This is a genomic window from Enterobacter sp. 200527-13 (assembly GCF_027924865.1).
GTDB classification, from domain to species: domain Bacteria; phylum Pseudomonadota; class Gammaproteobacteria; order Enterobacterales; family Enterobacteriaceae; genus Enterobacter; species Enterobacter ludwigii.
Genome location: NZ_BSCM01000002.1, coordinates 391193 through 406868 on the forward strand (window position 1 = coordinate 391193; position 15676 = coordinate 406868).

The 15676-nt window shown below is 55.5% G+C and carries 13 protein-coding genes; 6 read left to right on the top strand and 7 right to left on the bottom strand.

Annotated features, from left to right (window positions below; translation table 11 throughout):
- Window positions 1–113: 113 nt before the first annotated feature.
- Window positions 114–1892, top strand: a complete 1779-nt coding sequence (locus QMG44_RS11095; RefSeq protein ID WP_032678559.1) for an adenine deaminase — start codon at window positions 114–116, stop codon at window positions 1890–1892.
- A 20-nt stretch (window positions 1893–1912) separates the two neighbouring features.
- Window positions 1913–3256: an NCS2 family permease gene (locus QMG44_RS11100; protein WP_086532295.1), complete on the top strand. Its 1344-nt coding sequence runs from the start codon at window positions 1913–1915 to the stop codon at window positions 3254–3256.
- On the opposite strand, the gene QMG44_RS11105 is transcribed toward QMG44_RS11100, so the two are convergent.
- Genes QMG44_RS11105 through QMG44_RS11115 form a run of 3 tightly spaced genes read right to left on the bottom strand, consistent with a single transcriptional unit; the run spans window position 3253 to window position 7039 of the window.
- A complete protein-coding gene (locus tag QMG44_RS11105; RefSeq protein WP_086532294.1) occupies window positions 3253–5451 on the bottom strand; it encodes a polysaccharide biosynthesis tyrosine autokinase in 2199 nt (732 codons plus the stop codon). The two genes, QMG44_RS11100 and QMG44_RS11105, sit on opposite strands and share 4 nt — an antisense overlap.
- Window positions 5451–5900, bottom strand: coding sequence for a protein-tyrosine-phosphatase (locus QMG44_RS11110; protein WP_047742893.1), 450 nt, complete (start codon window positions 5898–5900; stop codon window positions 5451–5453). The genes QMG44_RS11105 and QMG44_RS11110 overlap by 1 nt, the downstream gene beginning before the upstream one ends.
- Window positions 5900–7039: a polysaccharide export protein gene (locus QMG44_RS11115; RefSeq protein ID WP_047955871.1), complete on the bottom strand. Its 1140-nt coding sequence runs from the start codon at window positions 7037–7039 to the stop codon at window positions 5900–5902. Before QMG44_RS11115 ends, QMG44_RS11110 begins: the two co-directional genes overlap by 1 nt.
- 490 nt (window positions 7040–7529) lie before the next feature.
- On the opposite strand from QMG44_RS11115, the gene QMG44_RS11120 reads away from it, so the two are divergent.
- Window positions 7530–7862 carry an RcnB family protein gene (locus QMG44_RS11120; RefSeq protein ID WP_008500887.1) on the top strand — a complete coding sequence of 111 codons (333 nt, stop codon included), beginning with the start codon at window positions 7530–7532 and terminating at the stop codon, window positions 7860–7862.
- A complete protein-coding gene (locus QMG44_RS11125; RefSeq protein WP_404997241.1) occupies window positions 7837–8292 on the top strand; it encodes a GNAT family N-acetyltransferase in 456 nt (151 codons plus the stop codon). Before QMG44_RS11120 ends, QMG44_RS11125 begins: the two co-directional genes overlap by 26 nt.
- A gap of 94 nt (window positions 8293–8386) precedes the next feature.
- Here QMG44_RS11125 and apbC read toward each other — a convergent pair whose 3' ends face one another.
- Entirely contained in the window at window positions 8387–9496 is a 1110-nt protein-coding gene (gene apbC / locus QMG44_RS11130) for an iron-sulfur cluster carrier protein ApbC (RefSeq protein WP_020883218.1), read from the bottom strand.
- Window positions 9497–9633: 137 nt separating this feature from the next.
- On the opposite strand from apbC, the gene metG reads away from it, so the two are divergent.
- Window positions 9634–11667, top strand: coding sequence for a methionine--tRNA ligase (gene metG / locus QMG44_RS11135; RefSeq protein ID WP_086532293.1), 2034 nt, complete (start codon window positions 9634–9636; stop codon window positions 11665–11667).
- A 64-nt stretch (window positions 11668–11731) separates the two neighbouring features.
- Here metG and QMG44_RS11140 read toward each other — a convergent pair whose 3' ends face one another.
- Genes QMG44_RS11140 through QMG44_RS11150 form a run of 3 tightly spaced genes read right to left on the bottom strand, consistent with a single transcriptional unit; the run spans window position 11732 to window position 14653 of the window.
- Complete coding sequence (locus QMG44_RS11140) at window positions 11732–12202, bottom strand: DUF1456 family protein (protein WP_047355765.1); 471 nt, start codon at window positions 12200–12202, stop codon at window positions 11732–11734.
- 52 nt (window positions 12203–12254) lie between these two features.
- Complete coding sequence (btsR, locus tag QMG44_RS11145; RefSeq protein WP_020883216.1) at window positions 12255–12974, bottom strand: two-component system response regulator BtsR; 720 nt, start codon at window positions 12972–12974, stop codon at window positions 12255–12257.
- Window positions 12968–14653, bottom strand: coding sequence for a sensor histidine kinase (locus QMG44_RS11150; RefSeq protein WP_025203652.1), 1686 nt, complete (start codon window positions 14651–14653; stop codon window positions 12968–12970). The genes btsR and QMG44_RS11150 overlap by 7 nt, the downstream gene beginning before the upstream one ends.
- A gap of 217 nt (window positions 14654–14870) precedes the next feature.
- On the opposite strand from QMG44_RS11150, the gene mlrA reads away from it, so the two are divergent.
- On the top strand, window positions 14871–15611 hold the full coding sequence (mlrA, locus tag QMG44_RS11155) for an HTH-type transcriptional regulator MlrA (protein WP_020883214.1): 741 nt from the start codon (window positions 14871–14873) through the stop codon (window positions 15609–15611).
- Window positions 15612–15676: the final 65 nt, after the last annotated feature.

Sequence of the window (15676 nt, forward strand, 5' to 3'; positions counted from 1 at the left end):
CACGCGTCACAGAATAACCCGGGGTTATCGGGCGATAAATTTTATCAGCTGGGCAAACGTTTGCCGTGTGCATAGAGTAGCGTCATTATTTTGATGCTGGAACTGTTAATTGCATGACTGCTGAAACCCGACGCCGCGCCGTTCAGGCTGCACGAGGCGAAATGCCCTTTGACCTGCTGCTCACCGATACCCGTATTGTGGATATGGTCACTGGTGAGATCCGCGAAGCGGATGTTGGTATCGTGGGATCACTGATTGCCAGCGTCCATCCGCGCGGCAGCCGCAACGACGCACATGAGACCCACGCGCTGAACAACCAGTTTCTGTCGCCAGGGCTGATGGATACCCACGTCCACCTTGAAAGCTCCCATCTTATGCCCGCCCGCTACGCGGAGATTGTGCTTGCACAGGGCACCACGGCGGTCTTCTGGGATCCGCATGAACTGGCCAACGTGCTGGGCATTGACGGCGTCCGTTTTGCCATTGAGGCCAGCCGCAATCTGCCGCTGCAGGTGATGGTCGCCGCGCCTTCAAGCGTGCCCTCAACGCCCGGCCTGGAAATGTCCGGGGCGGATTTTGCCGGAGACGAGATGAACACCCTGCTTGGCTGGCCGGAAGTGCGCGGTGTGGCTGAAGTGATGGACATGCACGGGGTGCTTAATGGCAGCCAGCGTATGCTTGAAATTATGCAGGCCGGGCTCGACAGCGGAAAGCTGATTGAAGGCCATGCCCGCGGTCTCAGCGGTGCGGATTTACAGGCTTATCTGGCAGCAGGCGTGACTTCTGACCATGAGTTAACGTCAGCTGACGATGCGCTGGAAAAACTGCGTGCCGGGCTGACGCTGGAGATCCGCGGTTCGCACCCTTATCTGCTGCCCGATATTGTCAGCGCCCTGAAAACGCTCCCCCATCTTTCGTCTCACATCACGGTTTGTACCGATGATGTTCCGCCAGACATCCTCATGGAAAAAGGCGGGATCATCGCGCTGCTGAACCTGCTGATTGAACATGGATTAGCGGCCACCGACGCACTGCGTTTTGCAACGCTCAATGCGGCCATACGCCTGCAGCGTAACGACCTGGGGCTGATTGCCGCCGGGCGTCGCGCGGATCTGGTGGTGTTTGACTCGCTGGATAAACTGACGGCGCGCCAGGTCTACGTCGCCGGAAAGCTGATTGCCCGGGACGGGGCAACGCTCGAACCTGTTGCTGATACGCCTCTTACGTTGCCGCGTGATACCGTACGGTTGTCTGCCCTGACCGCTGATGATTTTTGCATGCGCATTGGCAACGCGAACCATGGCGTGGCTCGCTTGCGCCACATCTGCGGCGCGCGCTTTACCCGCTGGGGTGAAACAGATGTGCAGGTGCGCAACGGGTGCGTGCAGATCCCGGACGGCTTTAGCCTGATCTGGGTTCAGCATCGCCATGCCCGTCATGCAGCAAAACCGCAAATTGCCCTGCTTCAAGGCTGGGGGGAACTGCGCGGGGCGATTGCCACCAGCTACTCGCACGACTCTCACAACCTGGTGGTTTTGGGCCGCGATCCGAACGATATGGCGCTGGCTGCCAATACGCTTATCAACAGCGGTGGTGGCATGGCGCTGGCGCAACAGGGTGACGTGATTGCCCACGTTGCCATGCCGATTGCGGGCATGCTGTCGGAACTGCCACCTGCCGAGCTGGCGCTGCAGTTCAGGACGCTGCGCGATCGCAGCAGTCTGATTGCCGACTGGGAACCGCCTTATCGGGTCTTTAAGGCCATAGAAGGAACCTGCCTTGCCTGTAATGCCGGGCCACATTTGACCGATCTTGGACTGACCGATGGCAGCACGCGCCAGATTGTCGATCCGCTGATTTCTTACCGGGAAACCCCGGACAACACACAATAATACCGAAGGAGAGCCGGATAATGGCCGACAATACCGTTAATTCGCCAGCACCAGGGCGCTGGCTTGAACGTCGTTTTGCACTCCGTGCACGCGGGAGCACCGTGCGCACCGAGTGCCTGGCGGGTATCACCGGTTTTCTCGCCGCCGCCTATTTGCTGGTGGTGATCCCGGGGCTGCTGGCCGTGGGAGGAATGGACAAAGGCGCCGCGACCACGGGCACCATTCTGGTCTTCGTTGCCGGGACGCTGCTGATGGCTTTTTACGCCAACCTGCCGTTTATCGTCGGGCCAGGAATTGGTGGCTCGGTGCTGGTCGGGGTGACGCTTGCGGGCAGTGAAGGCATTGGCTGGCAAATTGGTCTGGGTATCGCCTGCTGGTCGGGAATTTTATTCTTCCTGCTGACCCGGTTTGGCCTGCGTGAAGTGGTGACCCGCTCGGTGCCACAGTCCATCAAGCTGGGGCTGACGGCCTCCATCGGGCTGTTTGTCGCCGTACTCGGTTTCCGCAACGCCGGGCTGGTGCTGGCGAATGCCAAAACGAACGCACTGATGCTGGGAGATTTTTTATCACCCGGTGCGCTGGTGGCGTTGCTCGGCCTGTTCCTGGCTATCGGCCTGCAGGCTCGTCGTATTCCGGGTGCGATCCTGTGGGCTATCCTGCTCGCGACCCTCGTGGGTATTCCGATGGGCGTCACGAAATTACCCGCCAGTTTTATCGATGTGCCCCATTCCATCGCTCCCGTCCTCGGGCATGTCGATATGCTGGGCGCGCTGAATATTGCCTTTCTGCCATTCCTGTTTGTCTTCTTCGCCTCCGAGTTTTTCTCCACCATGGGAACAACGCTGGCGGTGGGCGGGGAAGCAGGGCTGCTGGATGAAGAAGGCAATATGCCAAACATTAACCGCCCGTTTATGGTGGACTCCATTGCCGCCGCGATTGGCCCGTGGGTAGGCATTCCTGCCGCCACGGCGCTGATTGAATCGTCCGCAGCCGCGGAAGCCGGCGGCAAAACCGGCATGACCGCGCTGGCCGCGGCGGTAATGTTCCTGCTGATGCTGCTGTTTACCCCTGTGGCGCTGATGATCCCGAAAGAAGCCACGGCGCCCGCCCTGATCCTCATCGGGCTGAATATGTTTAGCGGTTTACGTAAGGTTGATCTGGCGAATTTCACCGACGGCTTGCCGGTGTTGATGATGGTGATGATTACGCTGATTGCCAACAGTTTCGGGACCGGTATTGCGGGCGGGCTGCTGTTTTATATCGCTATCAAAGCGATTGCCGGGAAATGGCGCGATATCCCCGTCGGTCTTTGGATCCTCGCCATTCCCCTGGTGTATTACTTCGCCACGCTGGTGAAGCACTAACCCTCACGCCGCTTTTCCTTCGGGGTATAGCCGTAATCGAAATGGCTATACCCCGCGCTGTAATACAGCGCCGCAGATTTCACGATATCATTGAGAATGGCACCGTTCACCTGCACACCCATCTGCTGCAGACGCTTTACACAGTTTTCCGTCTCTTTCACGTTGGTTTTACCAAAGCGGGCAACCAGTAACGTGGTTGCGGCCACTCTGGCAATCAGCACCGCATCGGTCACGGCCAGCACCGGCGGTGTATCAACGATAACAACGTCATAGTGAGCGTTCATCCCCGACATCACCTCCTGGAAGCGTTCTCCCATGAGCAGCTCCACGGGACGTAACGGCTGAGGACCGCAGGTCAGAACATCAAATCCCGCCTTATCAACGCGCTGGATCGCCTCCTGCCACGCCACATTTCCCTCAAGGACAGCGGATAATCCGTGATGGTTGTTCAGCTTAAAGAGATTATGCACATAGCCTTTACGCATATCCGCATCGATAAAGAGCACCCGCTTTCCGGCCTGAGCCGCTATTGATGCCAGTGACGTGCTGACCAACGTTTTGCCGCAATTCTGCGTGGGGCCCGTAATAACCACGATCTGGTTTGAGGCATCCATCATCGTGAAGTGCAGGCTGGTACGCAGTCCACGCATCGCTTCAACAAACATATCCGCTGGCCGGTCTGTGGGCAGGAAGGGGATATCCGAAGTTTTGTGTTTCCCGTGGGGCGCCAAAAAGTGCTTTCGGCGCAAATGCGTTTTTTTCCACAGCCAGACCGAGCGCGGCAGCGTCGCCAGAACCGGCATCCCCTGCTCTTCTATTTGCTCTGACGAGGTGATCCCTCGCCGACAGGCAGTACGAACCAACACCCAGCCCATGGAGACCATCAGCCCTAACAGCACGCCAGGCAGAATAATGAGCGCTTTACGGGGTTTTATTGGCTCAGGTTGCGTAACCGCGGTATCAATGATCCGCACGTTGCCGATGGCGCTGGAGCGTGAAATGTTCAGTTCCTGTTGGCGTGTCAGCAGCTGCAGGTAAATGGTACGCCCGGACTCGACATCACGGCTCAGGCGCAACACTTCCTGCTGGGTAGAAGGCATAGATGAAACCCGGCTGTTCAGGCGCGCGCGTCCCTCTTCGAGCGTTTGTCGCTTCTCCCGTAATGCGCGATAGGTCGGGTGATCCTTTTTGAAAAGCTGAGAAACCTCTGCCTCACGAAAAGTCAGTTCGTTGAGCTGATTTTCCACGTTAACGACCTGATCCAGTACGGACTTCGCCTCAAGGGATAAGTCGACGGAATCGCGCTGCGCCCGATAGGCATTCAGCCGTGCTTCGGCCTCATCCAGTTCGTGACGGACCTTAGGCAACTGCTCCTGTAAAAACGCCAGACTTCGGGAATCCTGTGCCTCCTGGCGCGCAATATTCTGGCTGAGATAATTTTCTGCAATCGTATTGAGCACCACCGCTATCCTGTCCGGGTCTTCACCCGTCAGCGTCAGGGTGATCATACCGCTCTGTTTACCGGATTCCGCGACAAAGAGTCTCTTCTGCAGCGCGTTAATTGCCTCAAGCCTGGTGAAGGCTTGAAGGGTAAATTGGGTCCCCGGCTCCGCGCTGAGCGAGGTTACCAGAAGCGTGACCCCGTCTTTCACCAGCCGTTTGCCAACCCTACCGTCAGCCTTAAGCGTCTCCCCTTCCAGGCGATACCGGCCCTGCCCCAGCGCAGTCAGGACAATCGCTTGCGGTTTCCCCTCCTGCTGGGGCAGGTTAAGCTCACCTATCGTCATGTTGCCCGGTTTGCTGCCGCGTAGACGTTCCCAGAGGCGCCCCACAACCGGGAGAACGCGCTGTTTTACCTGATATGTCAGCCCCAGATTATCAACGGTTCCCCCCAGGATCATGCGCGATTTAAGCAGCAACAGTTCAGGTTCGGCGTCGGGTGAAAGGTCAGACCCAAACTGGCTTAAGCTTTTAAGCAACGAGTTGTCCTGCTTTGCTTCTATCTGTACCAGGGCATCCGCCTGGTAGACCGGCGTGGCGCTAAACGCGTAGAGCCCCGCGCACACCGTAAACAGGAGCGTGACCAGCCCGATTAGCATGCGGTGATCAATCATCTCAGCAAGTAGCTGCATAAGATCGATTTCATTACTGTGCGGTGCGGCAGCACCGTATTTGTCTGATGAATGAGAAGACATTAACGCTTAATTCCTTTTTGACCCACACGACGAGCCCATTCCTGACTGGCTTTTACCAGTTGCCCGAAAACATATTCAAACGCTTCACGACTTTTGCGGTAAGGATCGGGAATGTCCCTGTTTTCCAGCCATTGGCCAAACAGCAGCGATTTTCCGCGACATTCGGGTGACACAGCGGCAATAAAACGCAGGTGCTCCGGCTCCATCACCAGAATCAAATCGGAGGTTTGCAACATGCTGCGCGTCATCTTGCGTGCCACGTGCCCCTCCAGCGAAACGCCGTAACACCGGGCCACCTCCCGTGCAGTTGCATCCGCCGGGCGTCCTTCAAATCCGTAAATCCCAGCCGATGTCACGAGTCTGCCGGGCAGCTGTTGTCGCAACAGCCGCTCCCCCATCGGCGAACGGCAAATATTGCCGGTGCAAACCACTAAGATTGAGTTGAACATTATTGCGGCCATGAACGGATGAAGCGGACGGTTTCGGTCAGGTCATGGACACCGCTGATGGTGGGTACCAGCTGTGTGATCACGCGATTCCAGCGTGACAACGGCGCGGTGGTGACGTAGACAATGTCATACGGTTCAAGCTGGAATTCCGTCCCCAGCACCATCGCGGAGGCATCCTTCGCATTGAGCTGATAGATATTGGCAATTTTGTCCGTCGCCCCTTTTTTCGCTACCGAGCGAATAACAAAAATCCCGGTTGCATCGGCCATATTCTGATCCAGCCCGCCTGCATTCCCCAGGGCTTCCGCCAGGGTCATTCCGCTACGATCCATCTTCAACGTGCTCTGCTTCACCACCTCGCCCATCACGAACACTTTTAAGGCATCGTTACGCGGAACAAAGAGGATATCGCCCGGATACAGCAGCTTATTCTGGCTTAAATCACCGTGCTGCATCAGCGCATAGAGCGAAAGGCGCGCGTCCTGGCCATTATGCGTGAGGACCACGTTACGCCAGTCGGCATCCGCGGAAAGCCCACCTGCGGCGTTGACCGCGTCCATTACCGTCAACGGAATATTGGTTATCGGTTGCTGGCCTGATTTTGCCACCTCTCCTGTCACATAGGCTTTTTGTGAGCGGAAAGACGCCACGCTGACATCCACCTGCGGGCTCTCAATAACCTTCTCCAGTTGCGCGGTGATTGCTTCACGCACCTGCGCGACCGTTTTGCCTGCAACATGCAGTTTTCCGACGTAGGGATAGAAGAGCGTTCCATCCGCATTCACCCAGTTACCCGCGTCACTCGCGGTACGATACTGCCCTGCGGGCGTGGTTAATTCCGGATGATCCCAGACGGTGACCGTCAGGATGTCGCCGGTGCCTATGCGGTATTCCCAGTTTTTAACCTGCTCATCCAGAGTAGGATTTGCCTGAGATTTGAGGACAGGCGGTCGCAATTTTTCAATGAGCGCCGGGGTCAGGGGATAAATTTCCACGTGTTGATCGAGCTGATAATTCGCTTCTCCGTCAGCCATGACTTTTTTCCCGGTAATGCTGAGATCCTGACCTGGCGAAAATACGCAACCAGTTAACTGGCCGACTGAAAGAAATAAAAGTGAAAATAGCGTTGTATTTTTCATTTATATAAAAAGTTCTTTTATTGTTGTGTTTGTTGTTAAACAGATAAAAAATAAATTCATTTACATTAAAATTTTCAACGGGTTATTGTTTTAGCGGACGTATTACAAAAAACAGACAACGTTTCCCTTCCTGGCGATAAAAAAAGCAAAATCGTTCCCATTCTTTTGAAAAAAATGGAAAGAGATTGATGTCATACGGAGGCGATATTAAATGTTCTTACGTGGGAAAGCATGCGTTGAACAGTCCATTTGCGAAGTGAGAAGGTATTTTCAGAATTGATTAATGAAATAATAAATATTGGAAATATCAAATTCGGGAGATATTGACTGTAGTGATACTGCGCGCGTCATTACGACTACACAAAACCGTCCACTTTTGTTACATTTTTTTTCAAACACACCATGCTTTGGTACTTAAAATGAACTGTCTGCCTCGCGTTCCATGAACCCGCAGACGAAAAGTATCTGTAACGATATCACTGGAGAAAAAATGGCTAAGCGTAAATTGCTGCTTCTGGGTGTATTACTGTCTCTGGCGGGTTCCGCGTTTTCTGCCCCGCAAACCGCCGCTGCGCCATCAGGCATTAAAGCCTATGAGGAACAAGAATTCATCGCTGATTTCACCAAATTCAAGATTGGCGACACCGCACCGGCGCAGTATCAAACGCCTGAGTACACCATTAAACAGTACCAGCTGCGTAACCTGCCGGCCCCGGATGCGGGTACCCACTGGACCTATATGGGCGAGAACTACGTCCTGATTGGCGATGCAGATGGCAAAATCTACAAAGCCTACAATGGAGATATCTTCTATCACCGCTAATGACATTTTAATCCGGCCCTGGCAGGAGAGCGATCGCCCCTTTTTGCGAACACTCTATCTCCACGCGCGGCGCGAGGCCTGGCCATGGCTGGACGGTTCCGAGTGGCAGCTTGAAGACTTTGACGCGGCAACCCGCGACGAAGTGATTTGGGTGGCCGTTCAGGACGGGCATCGACTGGGTTTTGCTTCGGTGTGGACGAACGACAATTTCCTGCACAATCTGTTTGTCGATCCGCAGTATCAAGGTCTGGGCGTCGGTCATTTGCTCCTTGAACAGGTGCAAAACGCGTTCACCAGTACGGGTTCGCTGAAGTGTCTGGTAAAGAATGAGCGGGCTGTTGCCTTTTACCAGCGCCATGGCTGGCATATTGAAGCGAAGGGTGACTCGCCGGAAGGTGAGTACTTTTTAATGCATTACGTACAGCGTTAAACGCGGGTGACGCTTCGCTGAGCCGGCCTACAACACGTTATTTCCGTAGGCCGGGTCAGGCGCAAACGCCGCCCGGCAATTCAGACTAAAGCACTCACACCGCGCGAAACGCAATTTCACTCGGGATGACTTCGCCCTGCCAGTAAAGCTGCGCCGCAACGCGCCCCGCCAGCTGTCGATACATCTCTGCAAATTCACTGTCCGGACGGCTGACGACCGTCGGCTTCCCGCTGTCCAGATCTTCACGCAGCGAGATGTGCAGCGGCATCTGCCCAAGCAGCTGGGTGTGATACTGCGCAGCCAGTTTTTCTGCCCCACCGGTGCCAAAAATAGGCTCATGGTGTCCGCAGTTGCTGCAGATATGCATGCTCATGTTCTCGACAATACCCAGCACCGGCACGTCCACTTTCTCGAACATCACGATGCCTTTTTTGGCGTCGATCAGCGCGATGTCCTGCGGGGTGGTCACCACGACCGCTCCCGTGACCGGAATGTTTTGCGCCAGCGTCAGTTGAATGTCACCGGTGCCCGGCGGCATATCCAGCACCAGATAATCCAGATCGGGCCACATTGTCTCCTGCAGCATCTGCATCAGCGCTTTGCTGGCCATCGGGCCACGCCACACCATGGCGTTATCGTCAGTCACCAGATAACCAATGGAGTTGGTTGCCAGACCGTGGGCCATGATCGGCGCCATGTGCGTGCCATCCGGCGAGGTTGGGCGCTGGTTTTCCGCGCCCAGCATGTTAGGCACAGACGGTCCGTAAATATCGGCGTCCAGAATACCGACCTTCGCCCCTTCGGCTGCCAGCGCGAGCGCCAGGTTTACCGCCGTGGAGGATTTACCCACCCCACCCTTGCCTGAACTGACGGCAATGATGTTTTTCACGCCGTTCACGCCCGGGTGGTTTTTCACACGCTTGAGGGTGGCGATGCTGTGGGTCAGCTTCCAGTCAATGGCTTTCGCGCCGGTAATGCGCAGCAGCTCAGAGCTGGTTTGCTCTTTCAGCGCGTCAAACGCGCTGGTCCAGACGAAGGGCATCTGCAGCTCGATGTGCAGCGTATCGTCCAGCCATGCGACATGGTGTAACGCTTTCAGCGTGGTGAGATTGTGCTTCAGGGTTGGATGCTGAAAGTTAGCCAGCGTCCCGGCGACCATTGCTCTTAAGGCTTCCGGTGATTTGGCCTGGGATTGAGAACTCATCCCGACTCCTTTGTTCTTGTGAATAAGACCTTAGATGAACAAGTTTACCTGAAAGGCCGTGGTTTGTGCTTACTTAATAATGCCCCTTTTGGTAATATCAAAAACCCTTTTCACAGTTAAAAGAAGTAATGCCTACTATGACTCAAGTCGCGAAGAAAATTCTGGTAACGTGCGCACTGCCGTACGCCAACGGCTCAATCCACCTCGGCCACATGCTGGAGCATATCCAGGCTGATGTCTGGGTCCGTTACCAGCGAATGCGCGGCCACGAGGTTAACTTCATCTGTGCGGACGATGCCCACGGCACGCCGATCATGCTGAAAGCGCAGCAGTTGGGGATCTCCCCAGAGCAGATGATTGCCGAAATGAGTCAGGAGCATCAGACCGATTTTGCGGGCTTTGACATCAGCTATGACAACTATCACTCCACGCACAGCGACGAAAACCGTGAGCTGTCGGAGCTGATCTACTCTCGCCTGAAAGAGAACGGTTTTATTAAAAATCGCACCATCTCTCAGCTGTACGATCCGGAAAAAGGCATGTTCCTGCCGGACCGCTTTGTCAAAGGTACCTGCCCGAAATGTAAATCACCGGATCAGTATGGCGATAACTGCGAAGTGTGCGGCGCAACCTACAGCCCGACCGAGCTTATCGATCCGAAATCTGTTGTTTCGGGTGCCACACCGATAATGCGTGATTCCGAGCACTTCTTCTTCGACCTGCCGTCCTTCAGCGAAATGCTGCAGGCGTGGACCCGCAGCGGCGCGCTGCAGGAGCAAGTCGCGAATAAAATGCAGGAGTGGTTCGAATCCGGTCTGCAGCAGTGGGATATCTCCCGCGATGCACCGTACTTCGGTTTCGAAATTCCGAACGCACCGGGTAAATACTTCTACGTCTGGCTGGATGCGCCAATCGGGTACATGGGTTCCTTCAAGAACCTGTGCGACAAGCGCGGCGACACCGTCAGCTTTGACGAATACTGGAAGAAAGATTCCGACGCCGAGCTGTATCACTTTATCGGCAAAGACATTGTTTACTTCCACAGCCTGTTCTGGCCGGCGATGCTGGAAGGCAGTAACTTCCGTAAACCAACCAACCTGTTTGTGCACGGCTATGTGACGGTCAACGGCGCGAAGATGTCCAAATCTCGCGGTACGTTCATCAAAGCCAGCACCTGGCTGAACCACTTCGACGCGGACAGCCTGCGTTATTACTACACGGCGAAGCTCTCTTCCCGCATCGACGATATCGACCTGAACCTGGAAGATTTCGTGCAGCGCGTGAACGCCGACATCGTCAACAAAGTCGTGAACCTGGCTTCCCGTAACGCAGGCTTTATCGCCAAGCGTTTCGACGGCGTGCTGTCTGCCGAACTGGCCGATCCTGAGCTGTACAAAACCTTCACCGACGCCGCCGCGGCGGTTGGCGAAGCCTGGGAAAGCCGTGAGTTCGGTAAAACGATTCGTGAAATCATGGCGCTGGCTGACGTGGCTAACCGCTACGTTGACGAGCAGGCACCGTGGGTTGTCGCGAAACAGGAAGGCCGCGACGCCGACCTGCAGGCGATCTGCACCATGGGCCTGAACATGTTCCGCGTGCTGATGACCTGGCTGAAGCCGGTACTGCCACAGCTGGCCTCCCGCGCTGAAGCGTTCCTCAACACCGAGCTGACCTGGGATGCTATCCAGCAGCCGCTGCTCGGCCACAAGGTGAATACCTTCAAGGCGCTGTACAACCGCATCGAGATGAAGCAGGTAGAATCCCTGGTGGAAGCGTCTAAAGAAGAGGTGAAGGCTGCCGCTGCGCCGGTGACTGGCCCGCTGGCAGACGATCCGATTCAGGAGACCATTACCTTTGATGATTTCGCCAAGGTCGATCTGCGTGTCGCACTGATTGAAAACGCGGAATTTGTCGAAGGCTCGGACAAACTGCTGCGCCTGACGCTGGATCTGGGCGGAGAGAAGCGTAACGTCTTCTCCGGTATCCGTTCTGCCTATCCTGATCCGCAGGTGCTGATTGGCCGTCAGACCGTGATGGTCGCCAACCTGGCACCGCGCAAAATGCGCTTCGGCATCTCGGAAGGCATGGTGATGGCGGCAGGTCCTGGCGGGAAAGATATCTTCCTGTTAAGCCCTGATGAAGGCGCCAAACCAGGTCAGCAGGTGAAATAATAAAAAAGCCGGAGATTATCTCCGGCTTTTTTTTGCCTCTTCATCCTTCACTGCCCGGTACCACTCACGGCTTAGCGTGATGCACCCGGTGAGTCAGTCCGCGTAAAAAATAACGCAAAAACTGGTCGCCGCACTCGCGGTAGTTCTTATGGTCCGGCGCACGCATCATGGCGGTGATCTCCGGCATCGACACGCGGTACTTCTGCTCTGTCATAATCGCCAGAATATCGTCTGTTTTCAGTGAAAACGCGATACGCAGCTTTTTCAGCACCGTGTTGTTATTCACCCGCCGCTCAAGCGCCAGTTCTGGTGCTGAGTCATCTTTCCCGCGCTTGTCGTAGATGAGGCCGTTCAGGAAGCCAGACAGGATAATGTCAGGGCAGCGAACAAACCCCTCTTCATCCTCTTTTGTCATCCAGGTGTCGAAACCGGCAGAGGTGGACTCCATGCCAGCAAGCGCAAGAATGCGCACCATATCGTTATTGTTTGCTTTCAGGGTGTAGCGCAGGCTACGGAGAATATCATTACTGAGCATGGGTGCCTTTAACTTAACTGTCGATGATGCAATGGGGCGCAGTGTACCAGTTTTACAGGCCGATCGCCTCTTTCAAACTCTTAAGGTAGCGGCGACTGACGGGGACGGTTTGCCCGGCACGCAGCACCAGCTCTGCCTGTCCGTTGTCTTCCAGCCGGATCTCTTTCAGGTGCGCCATGTTCACCAGATACTGGCGATGGCAACGAACGAGCGGCGTTCGGCTCTCCAGCGTCCGCAGCGTCAGTTCGGTAAAGCCTTCGTTCCCCTCCGCGCTGGTAACAAATACGCCGCTCAAACGGCTGCTGACAAACGCCACATCGTCCATCTGCAGAAGGTAAATCCGACTGTGGCCGGTGCAGGGGATAAATTTCAGCGGCTGCTGGTTTTCCGGCAACAGCGTGACATCCTGCACGGTGCGCTCCTGGCGCAAACGGCTGAGGGTCTTTTCAAGACGCTTCTCTTCAATCGGTTTCAGTAAATAATCGAATGCGTGCTCCTCAAAGGCTTTGACGGCGTACTCATCGAAGGCGGTCAAAAACACAATGTAGGGGCGATGCTCCGGGTCGAGCATTCCGACCATCTCCAGGCCGCTAATTCGGGGCATCTGAATGTCGAGGAACAGCACGTCCGGGCGCAGTTTGTGCACGGCGCCAATGGCCTCAATGGCGTTTGCGCACTCCCCCACAATCTCAATGTCAGGCTGCTCCTGCAACAGAACGCGCAGGTTTTCCCGTGCTAACGGCTCATCATCCACAATCAGCACTCTTAGCATGCGTTTTCCTCCAGCGGCAGTCGTAACGTAATACGGGTGAATCGGTCAGGCTCACAGGCAACGGTAATGCCACAGTCATCACCAAAGTGCGCGCGCAGGCGTTTATCCACCAGGCTCATCCCTAATCCGCCTGAGGTGGAAGGCACGTAAAGCCCGGCGTTATCTTCAATATCCAGCACCAGATGATGGTTAAAGCGGCTGGCGGAAATGGTGATCTCCCCAATTCCCAACAGCTGTGACGTACCGTGTTTAATGGCGTTTTCCACAATAGGCTGCAGGGTAAAGGCCGGAAGATGCTGATACGCCAGCTCATCTGGGACGGATAACGACACCTGCAGACGAGTCTGGAAGCGGGCCTGCTCAATCTGCAGGTAGGCATTAACGTGTTCTATTTCATCGGCCAGGGTTACAATCTCGGACGGACGTTTAAGGTTTTTGCGGAAAAACGTCGACAGGAACTGAACCAGCTGCGCGGCCTGATCGCTGTCGCGGCGGATCACCGCTTTGAGCGTATTAAGCGCATTGAACAGGAAATGCGGATTCACCTGAGCGTGCAGGAGTTTAATTTCGGATTGCGTCAGCAACGCTTTCTGACGCTCATACTGCCCGGCGAGGATCTGCGCGGAGAGCAGCTGAGCGATGCCCTCTCCCAGCGTACGGTTGATAGAGCTGAACAGACGGTTTTTCGCTTCATAAAGCTTGATGGTGCCCATTACCCGCTGGTTTTCCCCGCGCAGCGGAATGACCAGCGTGGAGCCCAGTTTACACTGCGGGTGCAGCGAACAGCGGTAAGGAACTTCGTTGCCGTCGGCATACACCACTTCGCCGGTTTCAATGGCGCGCAGCGTATAGGCGGAGGAGATCGGTTTCCCGGGCAGATGGTGGTCGTCGCCCGTGCCGGTAAAAGCCAGCAACCGTTCACGGTCAGTTATCGCCACCGCGCCGATATCCAGCTCCTTATAAAGCACCTGCGCCACCTTCATGCTGTTCTCTTCGTTAAAGCCCTGACGCAGGATCCCCTCCGTCGAGGCGGCGACCTTCAGGGCCGTCGCGGAAAACGCCGAGGTGTACTTCTCAAACATGGCGCGCTTGTCGAGCAGAATACGCATAAACAGCGCAGCACCCACGGTATTCGTCACCATCATCGGGGCGGCGATATTGCTCACCAGATGAAGCGCATCGTCAAACGGCCGGGCAATCAGCAAGATGATGGCCATTTGCGCCATTTCAGCGACAAAGGTGATCGCCCCGGCGGTGAGCGGGCTAAAGACTTTATCCGGACGACCGCGCTTAATCATGTAGCTGTGAACCAGGCCGCCGAGCAACCCTTCGACGATCGTTGAGATCATACAGCTCAGCGCCGTCATGCCGCCCATCGAATACCGATGCAGGCCACCGGTTAACCCGACCAGCCCACCGACCACAGGGCCGCCAAGCAGCCCGCCCATCACGGCACCGATGGCTCGCGTATTGGCAATGGAGTCTTCGATATGGAGACCAAAATAGGTTCCCATAATGCAGAAAATAGAGAAGGTCACGTAGCAGAGCAGCTTGTGCGGCAGGCGTACGGTAACTTGCATCAGCGGAATGAACAGACGCGTTTTACTCATCAACCAGGCGATGACAAGAAACACGCACATCTGCTGAAGCAACAGCAGCACCAGATTAAACTCGTACATACTCAAAACCGCACACCCTCAAAACGCGTAACATACACTGCTGGCGGTAAACTTTCTTTGAAGCGCGGCAAAAAAGCTGCAATTCGTGCCCGGCATCACACCTTTTGCCGAACCTAACGCCTGCTTCGCATTATTCGTGCAAAAAACAACCATTTCTTCCTGGTTCAGTAAACAGGGACTACAGTTAAGCTGGGGACGCGTAAGCGAGGGGGCGAATATGGCGCTTTACACAATCGGTGAAGTGGCACTCCTTTGTGATATCAATCCCGTCACGCTACGGGCATGGCAGCGACGGTATGGATTACTCAAACCGCAGAGAACGGACGGAGGCCATCGTCTCTTCAACGATGCCGATATCGACCGGATCCGCGAGATCAAAAGCTGGATCGATAACGGTGTGCAGGTTGGCAAAGTGAAATCCCTGCTCAGCCATGACGATCCAGACACGCAGCTTCTCTGGCGCGAACAACAGGAAACGTTGCTGCGCCTTCTGCAGGCGGGCAATCTGCAGCGCCTGCGCGCATGGATAAAAGAGCAAGGGCGCGATTATCCCGCGCAAACGCTGATCACGCATCTTTTCATCCCGCTCCGTCGACGCCTGCAGTGCCAGCAGACCACCCTGCAGGCGCTGCTGAGTATGCTCGACGGCGTCCTGATCAACTACATTGCCGTCTGCCTTGCCTCGGCGAAGAACAAGCACGGAAAAGACGCGCTGGTGGTCGGCTGGAACGTGCACGATACTACTCGTCTGTGGCTGGAGGCCTGGATTGCCACCCAGAATGGCTGGCGCGTTGATGTCCTTGTGCACTCGCTGGCGCAATTTCGCCCTGAATTGTTCGACGGCCAGACCCTGCTGGTCTGGTGCGGGGAAGTGCCTTCCGCCTCGCAGCAACAGCTGATGACGGAATGGCGTGAACATGGTTACCCGGTTTACTCGCTTGGCCCGGAAGAGCCGTAACGGCATTTAATGGTTCATTAACAGCTGCGCTTCACCGTATAATTGTTCCGTTAACAACAGGAGCA

Bases quoted from the DNA above. Each gene is read 5' to 3' on its own strand.
- apbC (WP_020883218.1), bottom strand. From the start codon at position 9,496: ATGAGTTCTCAATCCCAGGCCAAATCACCGGAAGCCTTAAGAGCAATG.
- QMG44_RS11115 (WP_047955871.1), bottom strand. From the start codon at position 7,039: ATGAAAAATACAACGCTATTTTCACTTTTATTTCTTTCAGTCGGCCAG.
- metG (WP_086532293.1), top strand. From the start codon at position 9,634: ATGACTCAAGTCGCGAAGAAAATTCTGGTAACGTGCGCACTGCCGTAC.
- QMG44_RS11110 (WP_047742893.1), bottom strand. From the start codon at position 5,900: ATGTTCAACTCAATCTTAGTGGTTTGCACCGGCAATATTTGCCGTTCG.
- mlrA (WP_020883214.1), top strand. From the start codon at position 14,871: ATGGCGCTTTACACAATCGGTGAAGTGGCACTCCTTTGTGATATCAAT.
- QMG44_RS11125 (WP_404997241.1), top strand. From the start codon at position 7,837: ATGGAGATATCTTCTATCACCGCTAATGACATTTTAATCCGGCCCTGG.
- QMG44_RS11100 (WP_086532295.1), top strand. From the start codon at position 1,913: ATGGCCGACAATACCGTTAATTCGCCAGCACCAGGGCGCTGGCTTGAA.
- btsR (WP_020883216.1), bottom strand. From the start codon at position 12,974: ATGCTAAGAGTGCTGATTGTGGATGATGAGCCGTTAGCACGGGAAAAC.
- QMG44_RS11095 (WP_032678559.1), top strand. From the start codon at position 114: ATGACTGCTGAAACCCGACGCCGCGCCGTTCAGGCTGCACGAGGCGAA.
- QMG44_RS11120 (WP_008500887.1), top strand. From the start codon at position 7,530: ATGGCTAAGCGTAAATTGCTGCTTCTGGGTGTATTACTGTCTCTGGCG.
- QMG44_RS11150 (WP_025203652.1), bottom strand. From the start codon at position 14,653: ATGTACGAGTTTAATCTGGTGCTGCTGTTGCTTCAGCAGATGTGCGTG.
- QMG44_RS11140 (WP_047355765.1), bottom strand. From the start codon at position 12,202: ATGCTCAGTAATGATATTCTCCGTAGCCTGCGCTACACCCTGAAAGCA.
- QMG44_RS11105 (WP_086532294.1), bottom strand. From the start codon at position 5,451: ATGTCTTCTCATTCATCAGACAAATACGGTGCTGCCGCACCGCACAGT.